Below are 17857 nucleotides of genomic sequence, written 5' to 3'. Positions count from 1 at the left end.
GAATCTATAATTTAATAGACCTTTATAAAATTATGAAAAAAGTATGCATAAAAATATTAAAAAGCTTAATCTTTTGGCTTATTTGTTAACAATTCAATTAATTCTTTATATTCTGCTGCACTATGAGAATCGCAACCTTTTACTATGATATCGTTATATTTAGAATTTGTATGAACAGTAATTTCTGTTGAAGGCAATAATGACTCTCTTACACTAATTCCTGTAATTTCATCATAATGAATACTTTCACTAAATGGAATGCCAAATTTATTGACACCCACATAGTACACACGTTTATCGGTAGTTACAATAAACCCCAAGGTACTTTTGATAGAACCTTCTAGAAAATAAAGTATTGTTTCATCGGATTTAAGACTTTTTAGAAAAATATCAAATGCAATGGCTGCAGTTTGTGGTACGTAGCCTAATTGATTTAATCTTTGTTTGATTTTATCCTCTATCTTCATGCCCTTCTATCTTCTGTTGATACTTGTATACGGTTACTTTCAATAAGCGTTATGTATTAGTATAGTTTAATTAAAATTCAATTCTATTGTTGAGCCTGCAGAATATCCATCATCTTTCTTATTTTTTGGATCAATTTTCGGCTGTTCTATCGGAGTTTTAACTTCTAATCTAGAAATAGAATTGATTTTATTGTTTCCAAGTTCGTTACCTATTGTTTTCCACCCTTTTATTTCAGCAAATTCATCCATAGATATAATCATGGTTGGGTTAGTAACGTACTTCCCTTTGGCAAAATCTATTTTTATTTTCGGTTTTTTGTCTGTAGAGACAAATAAAACATGATTGCCTTTACCTTCTGGAATGAAGGAAAAACGTTTACCAACCGTAGTTGTCTCTAGTTTAAAGCGTTTTACATAATATGTCTTGGATGGTGCATCAATATAAAGTGTTGATATAATGCAATCTGGATTGTATTTCTCAATAGTAAGTATTTGCTCTGCATCAAATCTATTGGTTAATTCAAAACCTGTTATTTCGTAGTTCCCATCTTTATAGATTGCTATAATTTTTTCATCAGGTGAAAATTTCCCTATGAATAATCCTTTCTTATCTGTGTTTAACCTACCAACAGCATCGTCAAAATAAATTTCCGAACCTGATAACGTAGATTGCCCAGCACTTTTAAATGCAATTTTTTTAACTGCGTGTTTCGTTAAAATATTCCCTTGGGTATCTCTTCCTTTTATTTCAATCTCGCTAAAGTCAAATTCAAATACTTTATTCTTTGCTTTTGATGTGGGAGATAGTGTTATCGTTACTGTTTCAGCTTCACCATTCGGATTTGCTGAAAAATACAATACTTTTGACGCTTTGTTTGGTTTTACTAGTGGGTATTCTTTTTCGCGTGTAACTCCCATTACGTTAAATCGTTTGATCATGGAATTACCGCTGGATCCATCTAGTGATATAATATTATAAACCATTCTATCATCCCCTTTCCTGAAAATGCCTGCGTATAGTATGTCTTTGCCCATAAATACTTTCTCGCCAATCTTCTTGACCACACACACGCCATCTCTTCTAAATACAATCACATCATCTATATCTGAACAGTCACATATATACTCGTCTTTCTTCAATCCAAAGCCTATAAAACCTTCCGCTCTGTTAATGTATAATTTTTGATTGTTTGCAGCTACTACTGTAGCATTAATTATATCAAACGTTTTTATTTCTGTTTTACGCTCTCTTCCTTTTCCATATTTTTTTAATAAATCGGCATAGTAAGAGATGGAATAATCAATGATATTTGCCAAGTTGTGTTCAACTTTGGTTAATTCATTGGAGTATCCTTTCATTAACTCATCTGCTTTAAAGGAGTCAAATTTAGAAATCCGTTTAATCCTAATTTCAGTTAAGCGAACAATATCCTCTGTAGTAATGGTTCTGTAAAATTGTTTTTTGAATGGCTGTAATCCTTTATCTATGGTAGATATAACATCTTCCCATGTTTCACACTCTTCAATTTTTCGATAAATTCTATTTTCAATAAAAATCTTTTCAAGGGAAGAGAATAATATTTTTTCTTGTAATTCACTTCTGCGAATTTCAAGTTCTTGTTTTAAAAGATCTACTGTTTGTCTTGTGCAGATGCGTAAAATTTCATGCACACTTAAAAAATGCGGTTTGTCATCTACAATAACACAGGCATTGGGCGATATTGAATTTTCACAGTCTGTAAATGCATATAATGCATCTATCGTAATACTGGAATCTATGCCAGGTAATAACTGAATTTGAATTTCTACATTTTTAGCAGTATTATCGATTACCTTTTTTACTTTAATTTTACCCGTATCATTGGCTTTAACAATTGAATCAATGATGGATGTAGTCGTAGTTCCAAAAGGGATCTCTTTGATAGCCAATGTTTTTTTATCCAACTCTTCTATCAAGGCTCTTACACGTACCCTACTTCCCTTTTGCCCTTCATTGTAATTGGTTACATCTACTTGTCCACCCGTTGCAAAATCTGGGAAGATTTCGAACTTCTTATTTTTTAATATTGCGATAGATGCTTCAATTAGTTCACAAAAATTATGCGGCAAAACTTTAGTTGACAAACCAACTGCAATACCTTCAACACCTTGCGCTAATAAAAGCGGAAACTTAACTGGTAAGGTAATGGGTTCTTTTTTTCTACCATCATAAGATGCTTGCCATTCGGTTGTATCTTCATTGAAAACTACGTCTAAGGCAAATTTTGATAGACGCCCTTCAATATAACGAGGTGCAGCAGCACCATCTCCCGTACGGACGTCGCCCCAGTTTCCTTGTGGATCAATTAGTAAATCTTTTTGACCCATATTTACAATTGCATCCCCAATGGAGGCATCACCGTGTGGGTGATATTGCATGGTAGAACCAATTACATTCGCAATTTTATTGTATCTACCATCATCCAGAACTTTCATTGCATGTAAAATTCTTCGTTGAACAGGTTTTAAACCATCATTTATATGTGGAACTGCTCTTTCTAGGATTACATACGAGGCATATTCTAAGAACCAGTTTTCATATAACCCATTAACATGCACCACGTCATGAATATTATTATTGTCTGCCCGTTCTTCGGATGAATTTTTATCAATATCTTTTGCCATTTCTTTGGGAAAACCTTAAATCGAATACTAAATTTACTGAAATATACCGTTTCTATCTATCTCATGTGGAAAACTAAGAACTTTTGTGCGCTAATCATATTGTCCATTGTTTTATTCTGTACAAGCTGTAACAGTAATAATATTAAATGGATTGAAACAAGTAAATGGAAATTAGATTATAAAGGATGTGATGTTTATAGGTCGTCCTTAATTCCTGTTTTAAAAACGCATAAAGATGAACTACTTGGCGAAACTGATTCATTTTTCTTTAGAAGTCTAGGTAAGGCAAATCGCGTTTCGTATAGTACAAGAGGGAAAAAAATATTTTATTATTATTTAGCTCCGGGAAGCCAGTGTGATGGAAATTCTAATAAAACCACTTGTTTAACAATTGAATTTGAATCATTGGGAACTGCACGATTGATTTATTTGGAAGAAATTAATCTGTAGTTATTTTCTTGGAAGTATAATTTCGAAGGTTGTGCCTATGTTTTCTTTACTTGCTACGGTTATCGTACCTCCAATTTTAGTTAAGGCTTTCTTTACAATATATAAGCCTAAGCCCGTATCATTTTTTGAATTTATATTTCCCCTATAAAACATATTAAATATTTTAGGTTGAACATCTTCTGGAATACCTACTCCATTGTCCTTGAAATTGATTTTTATATGGCTAGTTAAATCTTCAATGGTGATATTTAATATCAGATCTCTTTCAGTACTACTATACTTTAGAGCATTTTCAAAAATATTTTGATAGATTGATTTAACGGCAAAACTATCTGAAATAAATGGTTTTTGTAATTCATTTTTAAATTGAATTGTACTATTATTATAATTATTGTTTTCAACAAAACGTTCTAGTATCGCATTGTGTAACGTGTCAAAATTTATTTCAGTTACCTCGGTTGAAGTATCTTGAATTTTAGTGTATGTATTTAAATCTGCAATATTAGATTCTAAATTTAAAAGTTTCTTTTTTATTAATTTGAATAATTCTTTACCTTCTTCTATGTCTGAATCTTTTTCATATAATCCAATATTACAAAGACCTTCTATGGTTTTAAGCGGGCCTTTTAAATCATGAGAAGCACTGTATAAAAACAAATTCAATTCTTCAGATTTGTCTTCAAGCTGGTTATTCTTTTCTTGAATCAATAAAGTTCTATTTTTTACTTGTAGTTCTAAATCAGTATTCAACTGTAATGTTAATGAGTGTTCTATTTTAATTCTTTTAATACGCTCCCCAATTGCTAATGTCATAAAAATACTTTCCAAAGCGATGCCATAATACAATCCAAAAAAACCTACTGCGCTTAAAGTGCTTGAAACTACTACTGAAAGGTAAAATAACAAATAACAAGATGTTAATATAATTATCCCAATAATCATAAATTTGGAATCCGAATTTTCTTTTTTATACGAATAGATAGACCAAAACGTACAAAAAAGGAACGTAAATAATTCAAAATGAAATGTAAATAAGGTGGTTTCTTTTTGCATGATTATGGTATAAATAATACGTGCAATGATTATTAGTATAAACCATTTGTATGCAGCTCTTGGTATAATGGATTTGAAATAAGAGTATGTAAATAACATTAAGAATACTCCCATTGTGCACCGAGCAATGTTTTTTATTATTTCTGTATAGGCTGAATAATCTGGTAAAAGAAACAATCCCGTACCATCTCTAAACAACATATTAATAACTTGAGAAAGTATGAACAAGCAATAAAACAGAATGACTTTTTCTTTAAAAAGCGAATAATAAAATAAATTATAAATGAATACATATAGCATAAAACCATAAAATACTCCAAATATTAAGTATTCAAAAAAGAAAGAAGAAGCGAATTTTTCTGGAGAATAAAACGCAAACTCAAAATAATACGAAGATTCGTTTTTTAATCGCAGCTTATACGTTGCCGTTTCATAAGGTTCTAAATGTATTTTGAAAACAGGTTGTTTATGAATAATATTTCTGTGGTAAATATTGGTTGTATCCCTAAACAGTTGAATGTCTTCTTTGTCTTTATTTACTTTTATTAGATCTATTTCATCAATGGAGTAGTTATAGGAAACTAAGAAATAATCAATGGATGTATTGGTAGGATTGGAGACGTTAAATGTATACCAATATGATTTTTTATGGTTGGTATTATTAAAGTTGCGTGTTTTTAAATGTGTTTGATCGTTTGTTGTCGGATTTAAGGAGTAACTATTACTACTATCCAACATTTTGATAGCTTTTGAATTGTCTAATACAATAGGTCCTCTAGCTTCGGAACAGAGAGTTGCAACTAATAAATTTAGAAATGAATAAAAAATAAATATAAAAATTCTAACTATTTGTCTCATCTGTTAATATTAATTTCAAAGATTTAATCCTTAATTTCTTTCAATAAGCTTTGAACTTTTAATTGCCATTCTTTTTGTTTATCCGTTAATATTCCATGATTTGTTTCTTCATCGTATTTATTCTGAAATTGTTTCCATTCTTTTAATAATTTAGATGATTCTTTATTTAACGTGCCATTTTGTATCGTTTTTGCAGAGGCTATTTCATTCATCTTTAATCGTATTTTTCGTGTATAAATTTCAGTTATATCGAAATGCAGTTGTTCATGTGCCAATAAAGACGCTGAATTTTTATTTTTTGACCACGAAAGGTTTTGATTAAATAGATTTTCGACTAAAATACTTATTACATCATTATTTAAAGAAGCATTCATTTTTATATCCGTATACGTTAATGCTGCTGCTGGGTTTGATTTGTCTGGTTTTCCTTTAAAATCAGACCATGTTAATTTACGTTCTGTTGTCCATCCAAACGAATTGGAGTCTGATGATATAATGGAAAATAAAAATAGGGATACGATTATTTGAATTACTACCGACATAAGTATAAAGTTGCTGTAACTAAACCAAATGTAGCAAAAGATATAGAAAAATAGCTAATTATTTAAAATCTGGACAAGGAATTTTCTTCGTTGGTTTCGTCCTTTTAGTTGGTCTATTAAATACGTATGTAATATTAATTTCGTGACTCCCCCCTGTCCTACCAATATTTAATTTTGAAACAGTAAAATCATAACTATAACTCAATCTTAGAGATTTTATTTTAAAACCAATTAAACTAACTACGGATTCATTGTTTTGTAAACCTTTACTATAATGTTTTATTGGAATACCTCTATACCACATCCCCACCATTAAATGATGATACATCCCATAAAGTCCAAAATCAAATTGATCTGATTTACCTTGTGCTTTATAATTAAAGGTTGGTGTTACTGAGATTTCATCATCTAGGTTTTTTGACAAATCTCCTCTTGTAGATAGATAGAATTTATAACCACCGGAAAACGTTGTTTTGATTGGTAAACTACTTACATCACCATAAAAGGATTGATTGGGAGTATTCAAATGATATACGGATAAACTTGCCCAGAATTGGTTTGAGTATAGAATACCTCCTAAGGATACATCAAAATAATTTACTTTAGAATTTCCAAAGGGTTCTTGGCTTGATTGGCCTGTAGAACCATTTACAGTATATTGATCTGGAAACTTTAAATTGGAATAATTTACAAATCTGGATGCGTAGGTTCCTTGTGCACCAGCCCTGAATGCTAATTTCGACGTAAGGATTAATTCATAGGAATATTGTAAGGTTATTTCATTCGAGCTAATAATATTACTACCCTGTATGTCTTTCATGACCATAAGACCAATTCCGCTATTGGCTTTATTGAAATAATGATCAATTGAAAAACTTGATGTAATATATTTTGCATCCAAGCCTGGCCATTGCAAGCGTTGATGGCCAATAACTCGGGTACGGTGACTGCTTCCTGCAAATGCAGGATTTAAATACAAAACATTCGCATAAAATTGTGAAAATTGAATGTCTTGAGCTATTAACTCTGAACTAACATAAATGAAACAAATTATTACTAATATTATTTTTTTTACAGTAGACATATTTTGTATGTATATCTTTTAATTATAGATAAAATAGAATACAATTCTATTTTACAATAGTAACACTTCCTTCTAGTTTATATGGGCCAAGATACTCTTGGCTATCGCCTTCGTAAATTATTGTCCAAGGATAAACCCCAATAGGCATCATCTCGCCCTTATAAACACCATCCCAAAAGTGATCTTTATCTAAACTTTCAAATATTATTTCTCCCCAACGATTATAAATCAATAATTTATATGCTCCAATATGTGCTCCATACACATTAAATAGATCATTTATACCATCTTTATTAGGACTAAATGCAGTGCCAACAAATAATCGAGGTGGACAAATTTCTTTAACTTCTATTGATCCAGTAGTGGTGCAATTAAAATCGTTATATACTTGTACCGTATAAATACCTCCTGCATTTACAGCAATTTCTCTTTTTGTTTCGCCTGTAGGCTGCCATATATAAAAGGATTGCAATCCTGCATCTAATATTATTTCCTTTTCTGATTCAGGACAAATCCTGCGGGGACTTTGTAAATTAAGCTTAGGTAATTGAATCGTGGTTAGATTCATAGATGTTTTACTTGCGCATAGATATGCAGAAGTGACTACGGAATAATTTCCACTATTTTTTACTTCAATTGTATTCGCATTGTTTTTTGTTATTTCAGTGTTGTTGTAATACCATTTGTATGTAAGAGGGTAATTTGAAAACGCAGCAATATTTAAAGGAGTTCCATTTAATATAACCGAATTGCCTGCACAAACACTTGTATCTTTTAATTGTACGATTGGATTTGGTATACCTTCAACCAAAATACTATCTTTTGCTATACATGAATGTTGATCAACAACAGAGACAATATATTTACTAATTCCTCTCGTAACATCTGTTGAGATTGTATATGAATTACTACCGGCAATTTGTCCATTTTTTGTCCATACATACGTAGCCGACGGTATCGTACTTGTTGTTAAAACCGTAGTTTTTTGTTCGCAGTCTGTAAGTTTGTCTGGTGAAATAAGAACAGGATTGGCATACACATCTGTATTAGCGGATGTTTCACACTCACCTTGTTTGTAAGAGATCGTATACTTGCCTTCTTTTGTTACTGTTAGGGTAGATTTATTTTCTCCAATTAATTCCACATTATTTTTATACCAAATTGGATTATTTAAAAGAACATCACCAAGTATTGGTTGGGCATTTAAGATTAATGAATTACTTATGCAATATGGACCTCCTAAAGTATAGACAGGCGGATTGAATGCATCGATTGACATGGTATCTAATCCAATGCAGCCGAATTGATCTTTTAATTTCAATACAATAATGCTGTCTTTAGTAGCAAGGATTGTTGCTTGATTTGTGGAAGATATCGGAAAATGATTTATACTTTCCCATGTGTAGATTAATTGAGCACTTAGTTCCGTTTGTAATGAAACGGAAGCTCCGTTACATACCACCTTGTCTGGACCGGCATCTGCAATGGGAGGTTTATTGAAACGAATTTCAATAGTATCTTTGATTATAGGGCAAGGTGATTGCGCAGTTGATGTAAGAATTAACAATACTGAACCGGCTTTGATATCATCAGATGTTGGATTGTAGGACGTAAGTAATGCATTCGCATTTGAAAAGTTTTCAGATGCACCTGTCCAGTTGTTTGCATTTGCATGAATACTACTACCAATTAATATAACTGGAGACTTAATCGGCAAACATATATCTTGGTCTGGACCTGCATTTACAATCGCTAATGGAATGATATTAATGATAATATCTTTGGAAATGAAAGGACATGGACTTGTCCCATTTACTTTTAAGGATAGTGCTATGCTGCTCGAATTTAATTCAGTTGTTGATGGAGTATAACGTGTTACTAAGCTTTGGTTATCCGCAAAAATACCAGTACCACCACTCCATGTTACTGTTGTTTGATTTGTCGCTGTCGCAATAAGGTCAATGGAAGTTGCATTAGCACATATGTTTTGAGGATTTTCAATTGTTAAAGTAACCGGAAGATTTACCTCAATCGTTTTATTTATAGAATCTGTACAACCATTGCTGTTTGTATACAGATATTTAATTTTGTTTATTCCATCTGTTATTGGAGAGAAAATTCCTGATGGTGTAATATTCATACCAGAAAATGTACCACCCGTTGGACTAAAGCTAGAAATTTGTACTACGTTCGTACTTTTGCACATGGGATTAATATCTGCAAATATTATATTGGGAGTGCTGTGTATAATAAAATTTAATTGTGCCGTGTCGCTACCAACGGTAGCATATTTAATGATTGCATAATATTTATCTCCATTAGTAACCACAACATTTTGTGGATTTGAAACTAGGTTTGATACAGTGGCGGGCTTTGCGGAATGCCATTCTGTAACTGAGGCTATATTACTATATGCTGTAATTGCTGTATTGTAGGATGTTAAATCTATGTTATTCTTTTTACCACTTCCTTTTATTGTCTCACACATTGCATCTGAAATGGGAACTGGTACACATCTTTCAGGAACAATTGTTTGTACAGTTACTGGACATGGATTATCAGCCAATGGCGTTAATTTTAGTTTGTAAACTCCCGACTTATTTGCAATAGCATTTTGAGAAGTTTTCGATCCTACAATACCTGGACCACTCCATAAGTAGGAAGCAAAATTTTGTGGGCCATAAAGTGTTACGTTTTCCCCACCACAAATTGTCGGTGGGATACTTGTATCTAAGAAAGAACAACTGGCGTCAATGTATGCATATCCTAAATGACCACCTCTGGAACAATCAGAAGCAATAAACTCTACAGTAACATTTTGTCCTTCATATCCCAATAAAGGAATTGTTATGGTTGTCCAATTTCTATAATATAAATCCAAAAATTGACCGTTTGCACGTGGATTTGCTGGATTGTATTTTGGATTGGCAACTTTTGCGTAAACAAAATTTCGTATAGGAGGCTTTGCTATTGCAGTATATGTTGCACAGTTAATTTCACTTCCATTTGCTGCATACATGCGTACTTTAAAATAGGGTCTTTCTAAATCTCGGTGATCACCTGGATCTTCAAGTACTGCTGCATATTGATAAGTAAAAATATTATTTGTTGGGGTTACCAAAAAGGTTTGCCTTACGATGGTTGCGTTTCCTCCATTTACATAGTTTTCTAAACGTAAGGAATAATTACCGCCTGGTGCAACAACAGGAAGTGTAGGTATGTAGGGATCAACCATTGCTGTTGTCATAATCTCATGTTGCGTTGTACTAAATCCATTTGTAATGTTACAAGGTGTAACATTTTCACATGCCTTAGCAGTAAGCCCTTGCCATCCATCTGTTGTTCCCGATTCAAAATCAATATTTTCACACGGTCCATTATATGAAAGAGTTGAAAAAGTATTTTGTTGAGCAGCATATTCCTTTTTGAAAATGTCAAAAGAATTATTATTTGAAACAATTGCTGCTACTAAGTTCTGTGAATAATTTTGAACATTAAAATCAATGGAATCTTTTGACGGTACATTAAAAAAGTTGAATTGAGCTTCAATTAATTTTTTCTCTAAAAAAATCATATACAATTCTTTTTCTTGATTTGTATATGTAGCTTCAGCTAGTACCGCTTTTTTAATTGAAATAAAGTCAATAGTAGCCCATTGCACTTCAGTTGATTCTAAATTAAGTTGAGCGGATACATTTTGATTTGAGTAAATAATTAAAATAAGTACTGCTAAAATTGAGCGTAGGTTTTTCCAATTCATATAAATAATTATTTGTAACGGTATAAAAGAATAATTATTATTACATTGTAATATATTTATATTAAATAGTAATATATTGTGTTGTTGGTAAAAAATATTATTTAAAAATTTGTGTGTTTTTTATATGATTGTTTTTCAGGTATTTATAATATTTCAATAATATCGACTAACTAATAATTTTAAGGATAAATACAATTAGTTGTATTTTAATTATAAAATTATAGATAGTTACATCTTTTATATTTATTAGTTTACACTTTTAATGACTTTTTTATAGATTTTACGTATTAGGATTTTTTTATGTTCTTAATATAAAACATCAACTAGTGATATATCTAAGTTTTTTTAAAAGTTGATGCTATTTTTTATTAAAACAAGATATTGTATCGTACCTTGCTTTAATTATGCAAACACAAAGACAGCTTTTTTTAAACCATAATGCCCAAACAAGTGATACTCCTCTATTATTAGAAATTGATCATGCAAATGGTGTTTATATGTATGGTAAAAATCAAGAGCGCTATTTAGATTTAATTTCGGGTATTGGGGTTAGTAATGTTGGCCATTGTCACCCTAAAGTAGTTAAAGCTGTTCAGGAACAAGCAGCTAAATACATGCATTTGATGGTTTATGGAGAGTTCGTTCAATCCCCTCAAGTTGATTTGGCTACGAGGTTATGCAAGACATTGCCGACTACCCTGGATGCTGTTTATTTAGTAAACTCTGGTAGTGAAGCAACAGAAGGTGCTTTGAAATTAGCTAAACGATATACGAAACGGAGAGAAATTATTTCATGTGTAAATGCATATCATGGATCTTCTCATGGTGCATTAAGCGTTATGGGAAATGAATATTTCAAACAGTCATTTAGGCCGCTGCTACCAGGAATTAAACACATTCATTATAATAACATAAACGATTTAGAGCTCATAACGGAAGAAACCGCAGCTGTTATCGTTGAAACCATTCAAGGAGAAGCAGGTGTTCGCATTGCAGAAAAAAAGTATATGCAGGCACTTCGAAATCGATGTGATTATACGGGAACGTTATTAATCTTAGACGAGATTCAGTGTGGATTTGGAAGAACGGGAAGTTTTTGGGCCTTTGAAAAATATGAGATTATTCCTGATATTTTACTTACCGCAAAAGGTTTGGGTGGAGGAATGCCTATTGGTGCATTTATTTCATCCAAAGAAATCATGCAAACCTTGAGTGTTAATCCTGTGTTGGGCCATATTACTACTTTTGGTGGTCACCCTGTTAGTTGTGCCGCAGCAATTGCTTGTATGGATATTATTGAAGACGAAAATCTGATTCTATCTGTTGAAAAAAAATCTCAGACTTTTATTCAGCATTTAAAACATCCTGGAATAAAAGACATACGTCATGCAGGACTTATGATGGCTGTTGAATTTGAATCTTATGCTGTTCTTAAAAAAATAATTGATAATGCAATATCAAAAGGAGTATTAACGGATTGGTTTTTATTTTGCGATCATTCAATGCGAATTGCTCCTCCGTTGATTATTGCTGAAAATGAAATTATTGAAGCCTGTCAAATTATTTCTGCCTGTTAAATAAAAAAAGTGAAGTATTAACTTCACTTTTTTTATAAATAACTTTTTATTAAGTCTGCTATTTTTTCTAATTCTTCCTTACTCGGTTTCAATTTCTCTCTCGAAAAGTTGATGTCTTGAACTGTTTGTAGAGGCAAAAGATGAATATGTGCATGAGGTACTTCTAATCCAATTACTGCTACTCCTATTCGTTTACACGGTACTGCTTTCTCAAGTGCAATGGAAATTTTTTTAGAAAAAAGTATCATCTCACACAAGAGTGAATCTTTCATTGCAAATATATAATCGATTTCTTCTTTCGGCACAATTAATACATGGCCCATTGCTAAAGGAAATAAATCCAGAAATGCAATACACGTATCCGTTTCTGCTATAATATAACCAGGGATTTCTTTATTAATTATTTTAGTAAAGATGCTTGGCATAATTTATAAACTGATGTCTAAAATTTCAAATTCAATCTTTCCTGCTGGCGCATCTACTAAAACTGTATCTCCAATTACTCTTCCTAATAAAGCATTTCCAATAGGTGATTTTAAAGAGATTTTACCTGCTTTTAAATCCGCTTCTTCTTCAGAAACAAGCATGTACTCAACAATATGACCTGTCTTTTTATTTTTAATTTTAACTTTAGTTAAGATAGATGCTTTTGAAGTATCGATGGTGGATTCATCGATTACACGAGCGTTTGCTACAATTTCATCCAATTTAGAAATCTTCAGTTCCAACAAACCTTGAGCATCTTTAGCAGCATCGTATTCTGCATTTTCACTTAAATCACCTTTATCACGAGCTTCTGCAATTTGCGCAGCTATGCTAGAACGACCTTTCGTTTTAAGATGATTAAGTTCGGTTTTTAATCTATCGAGTCCTTCTTCTGTGTAATAAGATAATTTACTCATAATTTGTTTAGGTCTGAATTCTATATAAATAAAAAAACGGTGCACAATTGCGTACCGTTTTAACAAAGATAAGAATACTTTTACGATTCTTCAACCAACAAGACTATTATGTTTTTTTTAATTTGATTTAAGAGAATTTGCCCAAAAAAGTATTTTTTCTCCTAAAACGATGCTTATTTTTTTATAGGATTCAACAGTCCATCCAGCAATATGTGGTGTCAAGATAACATTCTTATTTTCACATAATCCAGCAAACCATGTTTTTTGTACATCTGTTAACGTGGATAACTTTTCATTTTCTAATACATCCAAAGCTGCTCCTTTTACTTTTCCAGAGATTAAAGCATCATTTAAATCTTTCAGTTTTACAATTTTTCCTCTGGAAGTATTAACCAGCCAAAATGGCTTTGCTACTGCATCAATAAACGCTTTATCTATCCACCCATTTGAAAAATCATTTAAGGGAATATGTAAACTGATTATATCTGCTTTTAATTGCAATGTTTCTAAACTTACTTGTTCAGCATCTTTACAGGAGTAATTCCGTTTGAATTTATCAAAAGCAATTATTTTACATCCAAAACTAGATAATCGTTTGGCCGTTTCTTTGCCCATATTGCCATAACCAATAAGGCCTACAGTTAGGTTAGCTAATTCATAGCCTCTATTTTCTTCTCGTTTCCAAATACCATTTTTAACTTCCGTATTGGCACGTACTGTATTGTTTAGTAGTGCCAATATAAATCCAACTGTTTGTTCTGCTACAGCTACTTTATTTCCTTCAGATGCATGAAATACAGCTATGTTCTTTTGTTCTAAATACTCGGTATCTAAATTATCCAAGCCCGCCCCTGCTCTACCAATAAATTTCAATCTGGGACACGTATCTATGATAGCTTTGTCAACAATGAACTTACTTCTAATAATGATTCCATCATAGCTTGGAAGTTCTTTAATACAAGCTTCAGCAGACCATTCAGGTTTGTAATCATAAGAAATAGATGACTTGTTTAACCATTCAAAAAGAACGGGATCTACATCATCAACTATTAAGCATTTCAAGGATACCATAGACTAAAATGAGAAAAGTAAATGAGCAACTGAAAAGTATATACCCAAACCCAATAAATCGTTTGCTGTAGTAATAAAAGGACCCGATGCTAAAGCGGGATTTACACCAAATCTATATAAAATCAAGGGTGTAATGGTACCCATAAAAGAAGAAACGAGTACAACACAAAACAATGCAATCGAAACGGTAATAGATAAATGTATTTCTTGCTTTAATACAATGTTGAATAAAAAAACTAACGTTGAGATTGCTAAACCATTAATAACGGATACCACAAAACCTTTCCCAAATCTGTCCAATCTTAAGCCAATATCACTGGAATCCCGCGCTAACGATTGTACAATCATTGAAGAAGATTGTATGCCAACATTTCCTCCAGTAGCTGTGATTAGAGGGATAAAGAAAGCCATTGCAGTTACTTGTGTAATTACATTTTCAAATAAACCAATAAATTGTGCTCCCAAAATCCCCCCAAGCATACCAACAATTAACCAAGGCAATCTACTTTTAGATAAAAGCCAAACAGAGTCATCTTCTTCTGCATCATTTGAAATACCAGACATCATTTGGCGTTCCAAATCAGCTTGTTCGGTAATTAAATCGAGTACGTCATCAATTGTAATTCTTCCTAATAATTTCCCCTGTACATTAACAACAGGAATTGTTTCAAGATCATATTTTTGCATTAACTCCGCAACTTCCGTTCCGTTTTTATAAGATTCAATGCTACGGATATTCGGTTCGTAAATATCCCCAACAATGGAGTTTTCGTCCGCTAAAAGTAATTTTTTTAATGATAATATTCCAAGCAATCTTATGTTATCATCAACAACATATATAGAAAATATTTTATCTACGTTCTTTGATTGTGCTCGAATTTCTTCAATGCAACGATCAATTGTCCAATTAAGATTTGCTTTAATTAATTCTTTAGCCATTAACCCGCCTGCGCAGTCTTCATCGTAATGTAAAAGATCTATAATATGATCGGCGGTTACAGGATTCTTTATAAAAGCAATAATTTCTTCCCCTGTTTTTATAGACAGTTCATTTATAATATCTACAGCATCATCTGAGTCAATATATTCAACTAAATCAGCGATATTTTCTGGACTATAATATTTTAATATTTTTAAACGAATGTCTGTATCCAATTCAGAGATAACATGCGCTTTTTTTTCTGTCGTTAATATGTTCAGTAATTCAACGGCTTCTTCTGTATCTAACTCATATAATAATGCAGAGATATCTTGTTCGGCGAGATCGCCGATTAAATCAAGTATTAGACTTGTTTTGCCTACACTATTAATGCATTCTTTTATATTGGTAATAAATTCTTCTGTAAGTTCGAATGCCATAATTATTGCTTGCCAGTCATTATGTTTGTTAATTCAAAGAAGTTCTCAACGGATAATTGTTCTGCTCTTTTATCAAAGATAGGTAAATCCATAGGAATGTTTAAGACATTCATTGATTTGAGTGCGTTTCTTAATGTTTTTCGACGCATGCCAAAACCCGCTTTTACAACTTTAATAAAATCGGTTTCGTCACAGGGTAATTGGGTTCTAGTGTTTCGTTTCAATCGAATAACTCCAGATTTTACTTTTGGAGGTGGTGTAAATACATTTTCGTGTACTGTAAATAAATATTCAATATCATAAAATGCTTGTAGCAATACACTTGTAATTCCATAGGTTTTATTACCATGTTTTGCGGCAAAACGCTCCGCGACTTCCTTTTGGAACATTCCAACCACTTCTGGTATTTGATCTTTATGTTTTAATACTTTGAATAAAATTTCAGTAGAAATATTATAGGGGAAGTTTCCGATTATGGCAAAGCTGTTGGGATACCATGTTCTTAAATCAGATTTTAAAAAATCCGCATGTATTAAATCCGTATCTTCGAATGCAAAAGCTTTTTTTAAATATTGTATGGATTCGCCATCTATATCAACTACTCGTGTATGATAATTTGGGTTTTTTAATAAAAACTGTGTTAATACACCCATACCAGGACCTATTTCTAATACTTCTGTATAGGATCCATACAATGTTAAGCCATCAACAATATCTTGTGCAATTTGTAAATCATTTAAAAAATGTTGACCTAAATGCTTCTTTGCTCTAACTTTATCCATCTCTGTTTCAACTCGTGTAATTAATATGCGAAGGTACAATATGTTTTATGTAATCACATATTCTTTGTATTAAGAGTTGGTTAAGCATCATTTCTATATCTTAAAATTATATCAATAATGTACGATTTGGGAATACTAGGTTTCACTTGATTTCTAATTAATAACAAAATTTTTATTCGAAATAATTAGTACACACTTTGATAGGCATATCCAATCGGATTAGAAGCATATTTAAAAATATGAAAAAAGCCTCCGGCGAAAGAGGCTTTTTAGGAAACGTACAACTTTAATCAAAACGAGCAAGAATTGTTAAAGAAGAATTATAAAATCGTTGTATTGATAGTTAATACATAGTGTAATCAAAAGGTAACCAATGGATAACATAAAAAAATTGAATTAAATCTTCAATTTTTTGAATAAATGAAATAGGGCTAAGTTACTGTTCCAAATTTCATTACCTTTGTTAGGAATATAATACTAATTATGACTTCAATAAATACATTTGACCGACCAGTAGTAGGAATAACTTTAGGTGATTTTAATGGCGTAGGCCCTGAATTAATCCTTAAGAGCTTATCTGATGCAAGAATATTGAAAATTTGTATACCTGTAGTTTATGGGAGTTATAAATTATTTGCGCGGTATAAAAAAATATTGGGACAATATGACGACGTTAATTTTCATTCTATAAAGTCTTTCCAAGAATTACACTCTAAGAAAATAAATCTTTTCACAACTTGGGAAGATGATTTTGAAATAACACCCGGTACACCTACGAAGGAGTCTGGGAAAGCAGCGTTTTTATCCTTAGAAAAAGCAGTTGAAGATGCCCTAGCGGGAAATTTACATGCAATTGTAACGGCCCCTATTGATAAAAAAAATATTCAACAAGAAGGTTTTAAGTTTGCTGGACATACAGAATATTTGGCACAACGTTGTGGTGTTAAAGATAACTTAATGGTGATGGTAAGTCCAACTATGAAAGTGGCTTTAGCAACTGCGCATATACCTGTATCGCAGATTGCAAGTACCTTGACTAAAGAAGTATTGATAACTAAGATAAACTTATTAAATCAATCATTAAAAAAAGACTTCGGTATTACAAAGCCTAAAATCGCTATCTTGGGATTGAATCCTCATGCTGGAGAACATGGTATGATTGGAAAAGAAGAAGAAAATTTAATAATCCCCGTAATTAATGAACTTAAGGACAAAGGAGTGTTATTATTCGGTACCTTTCCAGCAGATGGTTTTTTTGGCCAACACCACTATAAAAAATTTGATGGTG

Annotated in this window: 14 protein-coding genes; 3 read left to right on the top strand and 11 right to left on the bottom strand. The window is 31.9% G+C overall.

Annotation, left to right across the window (positions count from 1 at the left end; genetic code table 11):
• Nucleotides 1–65 precede the first annotated feature (65 nt).
• Together Q0543_RS03680 and Q0543_RS03675 are read right to left on the bottom strand one after the other, a co-directional pair.
• Nucleotides 66–467, bottom strand: coding sequence for a PH domain-containing protein (locus tag Q0543_RS03680; protein ID WP_299249283.1), 402 nt, complete (start codon nucleotides 465–467; stop codon nucleotides 66–68).
• 66 nt (nucleotides 468–533) lie between these two features.
• Complete coding sequence (locus Q0543_RS03675; RefSeq protein WP_299249280.1) at nucleotides 534–3131, bottom strand: DNA gyrase/topoisomerase IV subunit A; 2598 nt, start codon at nucleotides 3129–3131, stop codon at nucleotides 534–536.
• Between the two features lie 63 nt (nucleotides 3132–3194).
• Between Q0543_RS03675 and Q0543_RS03670 the strand changes: the two genes are divergently transcribed.
• Nucleotides 3195–3581 carry a hypothetical protein gene (locus tag Q0543_RS03670; RefSeq protein WP_299249278.1) on the top strand — a complete coding sequence of 129 codons (387 nt, stop codon included), beginning with the start codon at nucleotides 3195–3197 and terminating at the stop codon, nucleotides 3579–3581.
• On the opposite strand, the gene Q0543_RS03665 is transcribed toward Q0543_RS03670, so the two are convergent.
• Genes Q0543_RS03665 through Q0543_RS03650 form a run of 4 tightly spaced genes read right to left on the bottom strand, consistent with a single transcriptional unit; the run spans nucleotide 3582 to nucleotide 10878 of the window.
• A complete protein-coding gene (locus tag Q0543_RS03665) occupies nucleotides 3582–5492 on the bottom strand; it encodes a sensor histidine kinase (protein ID WP_299249276.1) in 1911 nt (636 codons plus the stop codon).
• 23 nt (nucleotides 5493–5515) lie between these two features.
• A complete protein-coding gene (locus tag Q0543_RS03660) occupies nucleotides 5516–6034 on the bottom strand; it encodes a DUF922 domain-containing protein (protein WP_299249273.1) in 519 nt (172 codons plus the stop codon).
• A 58-nt stretch (nucleotides 6035–6092) separates the two neighbouring features.
• Nucleotides 6093–7118 carry a type IX secretion system membrane protein PorP/SprF gene (locus Q0543_RS03655; protein WP_299249270.1) on the bottom strand — a complete coding sequence of 342 codons (1026 nt, stop codon included), beginning with the start codon at nucleotides 7116–7118 and terminating at the stop codon, nucleotides 6093–6095.
• 46 nt (nucleotides 7119–7164) lie between these two features.
• Nucleotides 7165–10878, bottom strand: a complete 3714-nt coding sequence (locus Q0543_RS03650; RefSeq protein WP_299249267.1) for a gliding motility-associated C-terminal domain-containing protein — start codon at nucleotides 10876–10878, stop codon at nucleotides 7165–7167.
• Nucleotides 10879–11282: 404 nt separating this feature from the next.
• Here Q0543_RS03650 and Q0543_RS03645 point away from each other — a divergent pair, with 404 nt between their 5' ends.
• Nucleotides 11283–12455 (top strand): aspartate aminotransferase family protein, encoded by a 1173-nt coding sequence (locus tag Q0543_RS03645; protein ID WP_299249264.1) that lies wholly within the window; start codon nucleotides 11283–11285, stop codon nucleotides 12453–12455.
• Nucleotides 12456–12487: 32 nt separating this feature from the next.
• Here the strand turns inward: Q0543_RS03645 and Q0543_RS03640 are convergent, their stop codons facing one another.
• From Q0543_RS03640 to rsmA, 5 genes are all read right to left on the bottom strand, one after another.
• Nucleotides 12488–12880: an HIT family protein gene (locus tag Q0543_RS03640; protein ID WP_299249263.1), complete on the bottom strand. Its 393-nt coding sequence runs from the start codon at nucleotides 12878–12880 to the stop codon at nucleotides 12488–12490.
• Between the two features lie 3 nt (nucleotides 12881–12883).
• Complete coding sequence (greA, locus tag Q0543_RS03635) at nucleotides 12884–13357, bottom strand: transcription elongation factor GreA (RefSeq protein WP_299249260.1); 474 nt, start codon at nucleotides 13355–13357, stop codon at nucleotides 12884–12886.
• A 117-nt stretch (nucleotides 13358–13474) separates the two neighbouring features.
• The gene (locus Q0543_RS03630) at nucleotides 13475–14428 is read right to left on the bottom strand and encodes an NAD(P)-dependent oxidoreductase (RefSeq protein WP_299249257.1); all 954 of its coding nucleotides are present in this window, start codon (nucleotides 14426–14428) and stop codon (nucleotides 13475–13477) included.
• A gap of 3 nt (nucleotides 14429–14431) precedes the next feature.
• Complete coding sequence (gene mgtE, locus Q0543_RS03625; protein ID WP_299249254.1) at nucleotides 14432–15787, bottom strand: magnesium transporter; 1356 nt, start codon at nucleotides 15785–15787, stop codon at nucleotides 14432–14434.
• A gap of 2 nt (nucleotides 15788–15789) precedes the next feature.
• Nucleotides 15790–16569, bottom strand: a complete 780-nt coding sequence (gene rsmA, locus Q0543_RS03620) for a 16S rRNA (adenine(1518)-N(6)/adenine(1519)-N(6))-dimethyltransferase RsmA (RefSeq protein ID WP_299249252.1) — start codon at nucleotides 16567–16569, stop codon at nucleotides 15790–15792.
• Nucleotides 16570–17052: 483 nt separating this feature from the next.
• Here rsmA and Q0543_RS03615 point away from each other — a divergent pair.
• Nucleotides 17053–17857 (top strand): 4-hydroxythreonine-4-phosphate dehydrogenase PdxA (locus Q0543_RS03615; RefSeq protein WP_299249249.1); only part of this gene is annotated, 805 nt, incomplete at its 3' end.

It is taken from the genome of uncultured Cytophaga sp., from assembly GCF_937863595.1.
GTDB lineage: Bacteria > Bacteroidota > Bacteroidia > Cytophagales > Cytophagaceae > Cytophaga.
This window is presented reverse-complemented; position numbering and strand designations above follow the sequence as displayed.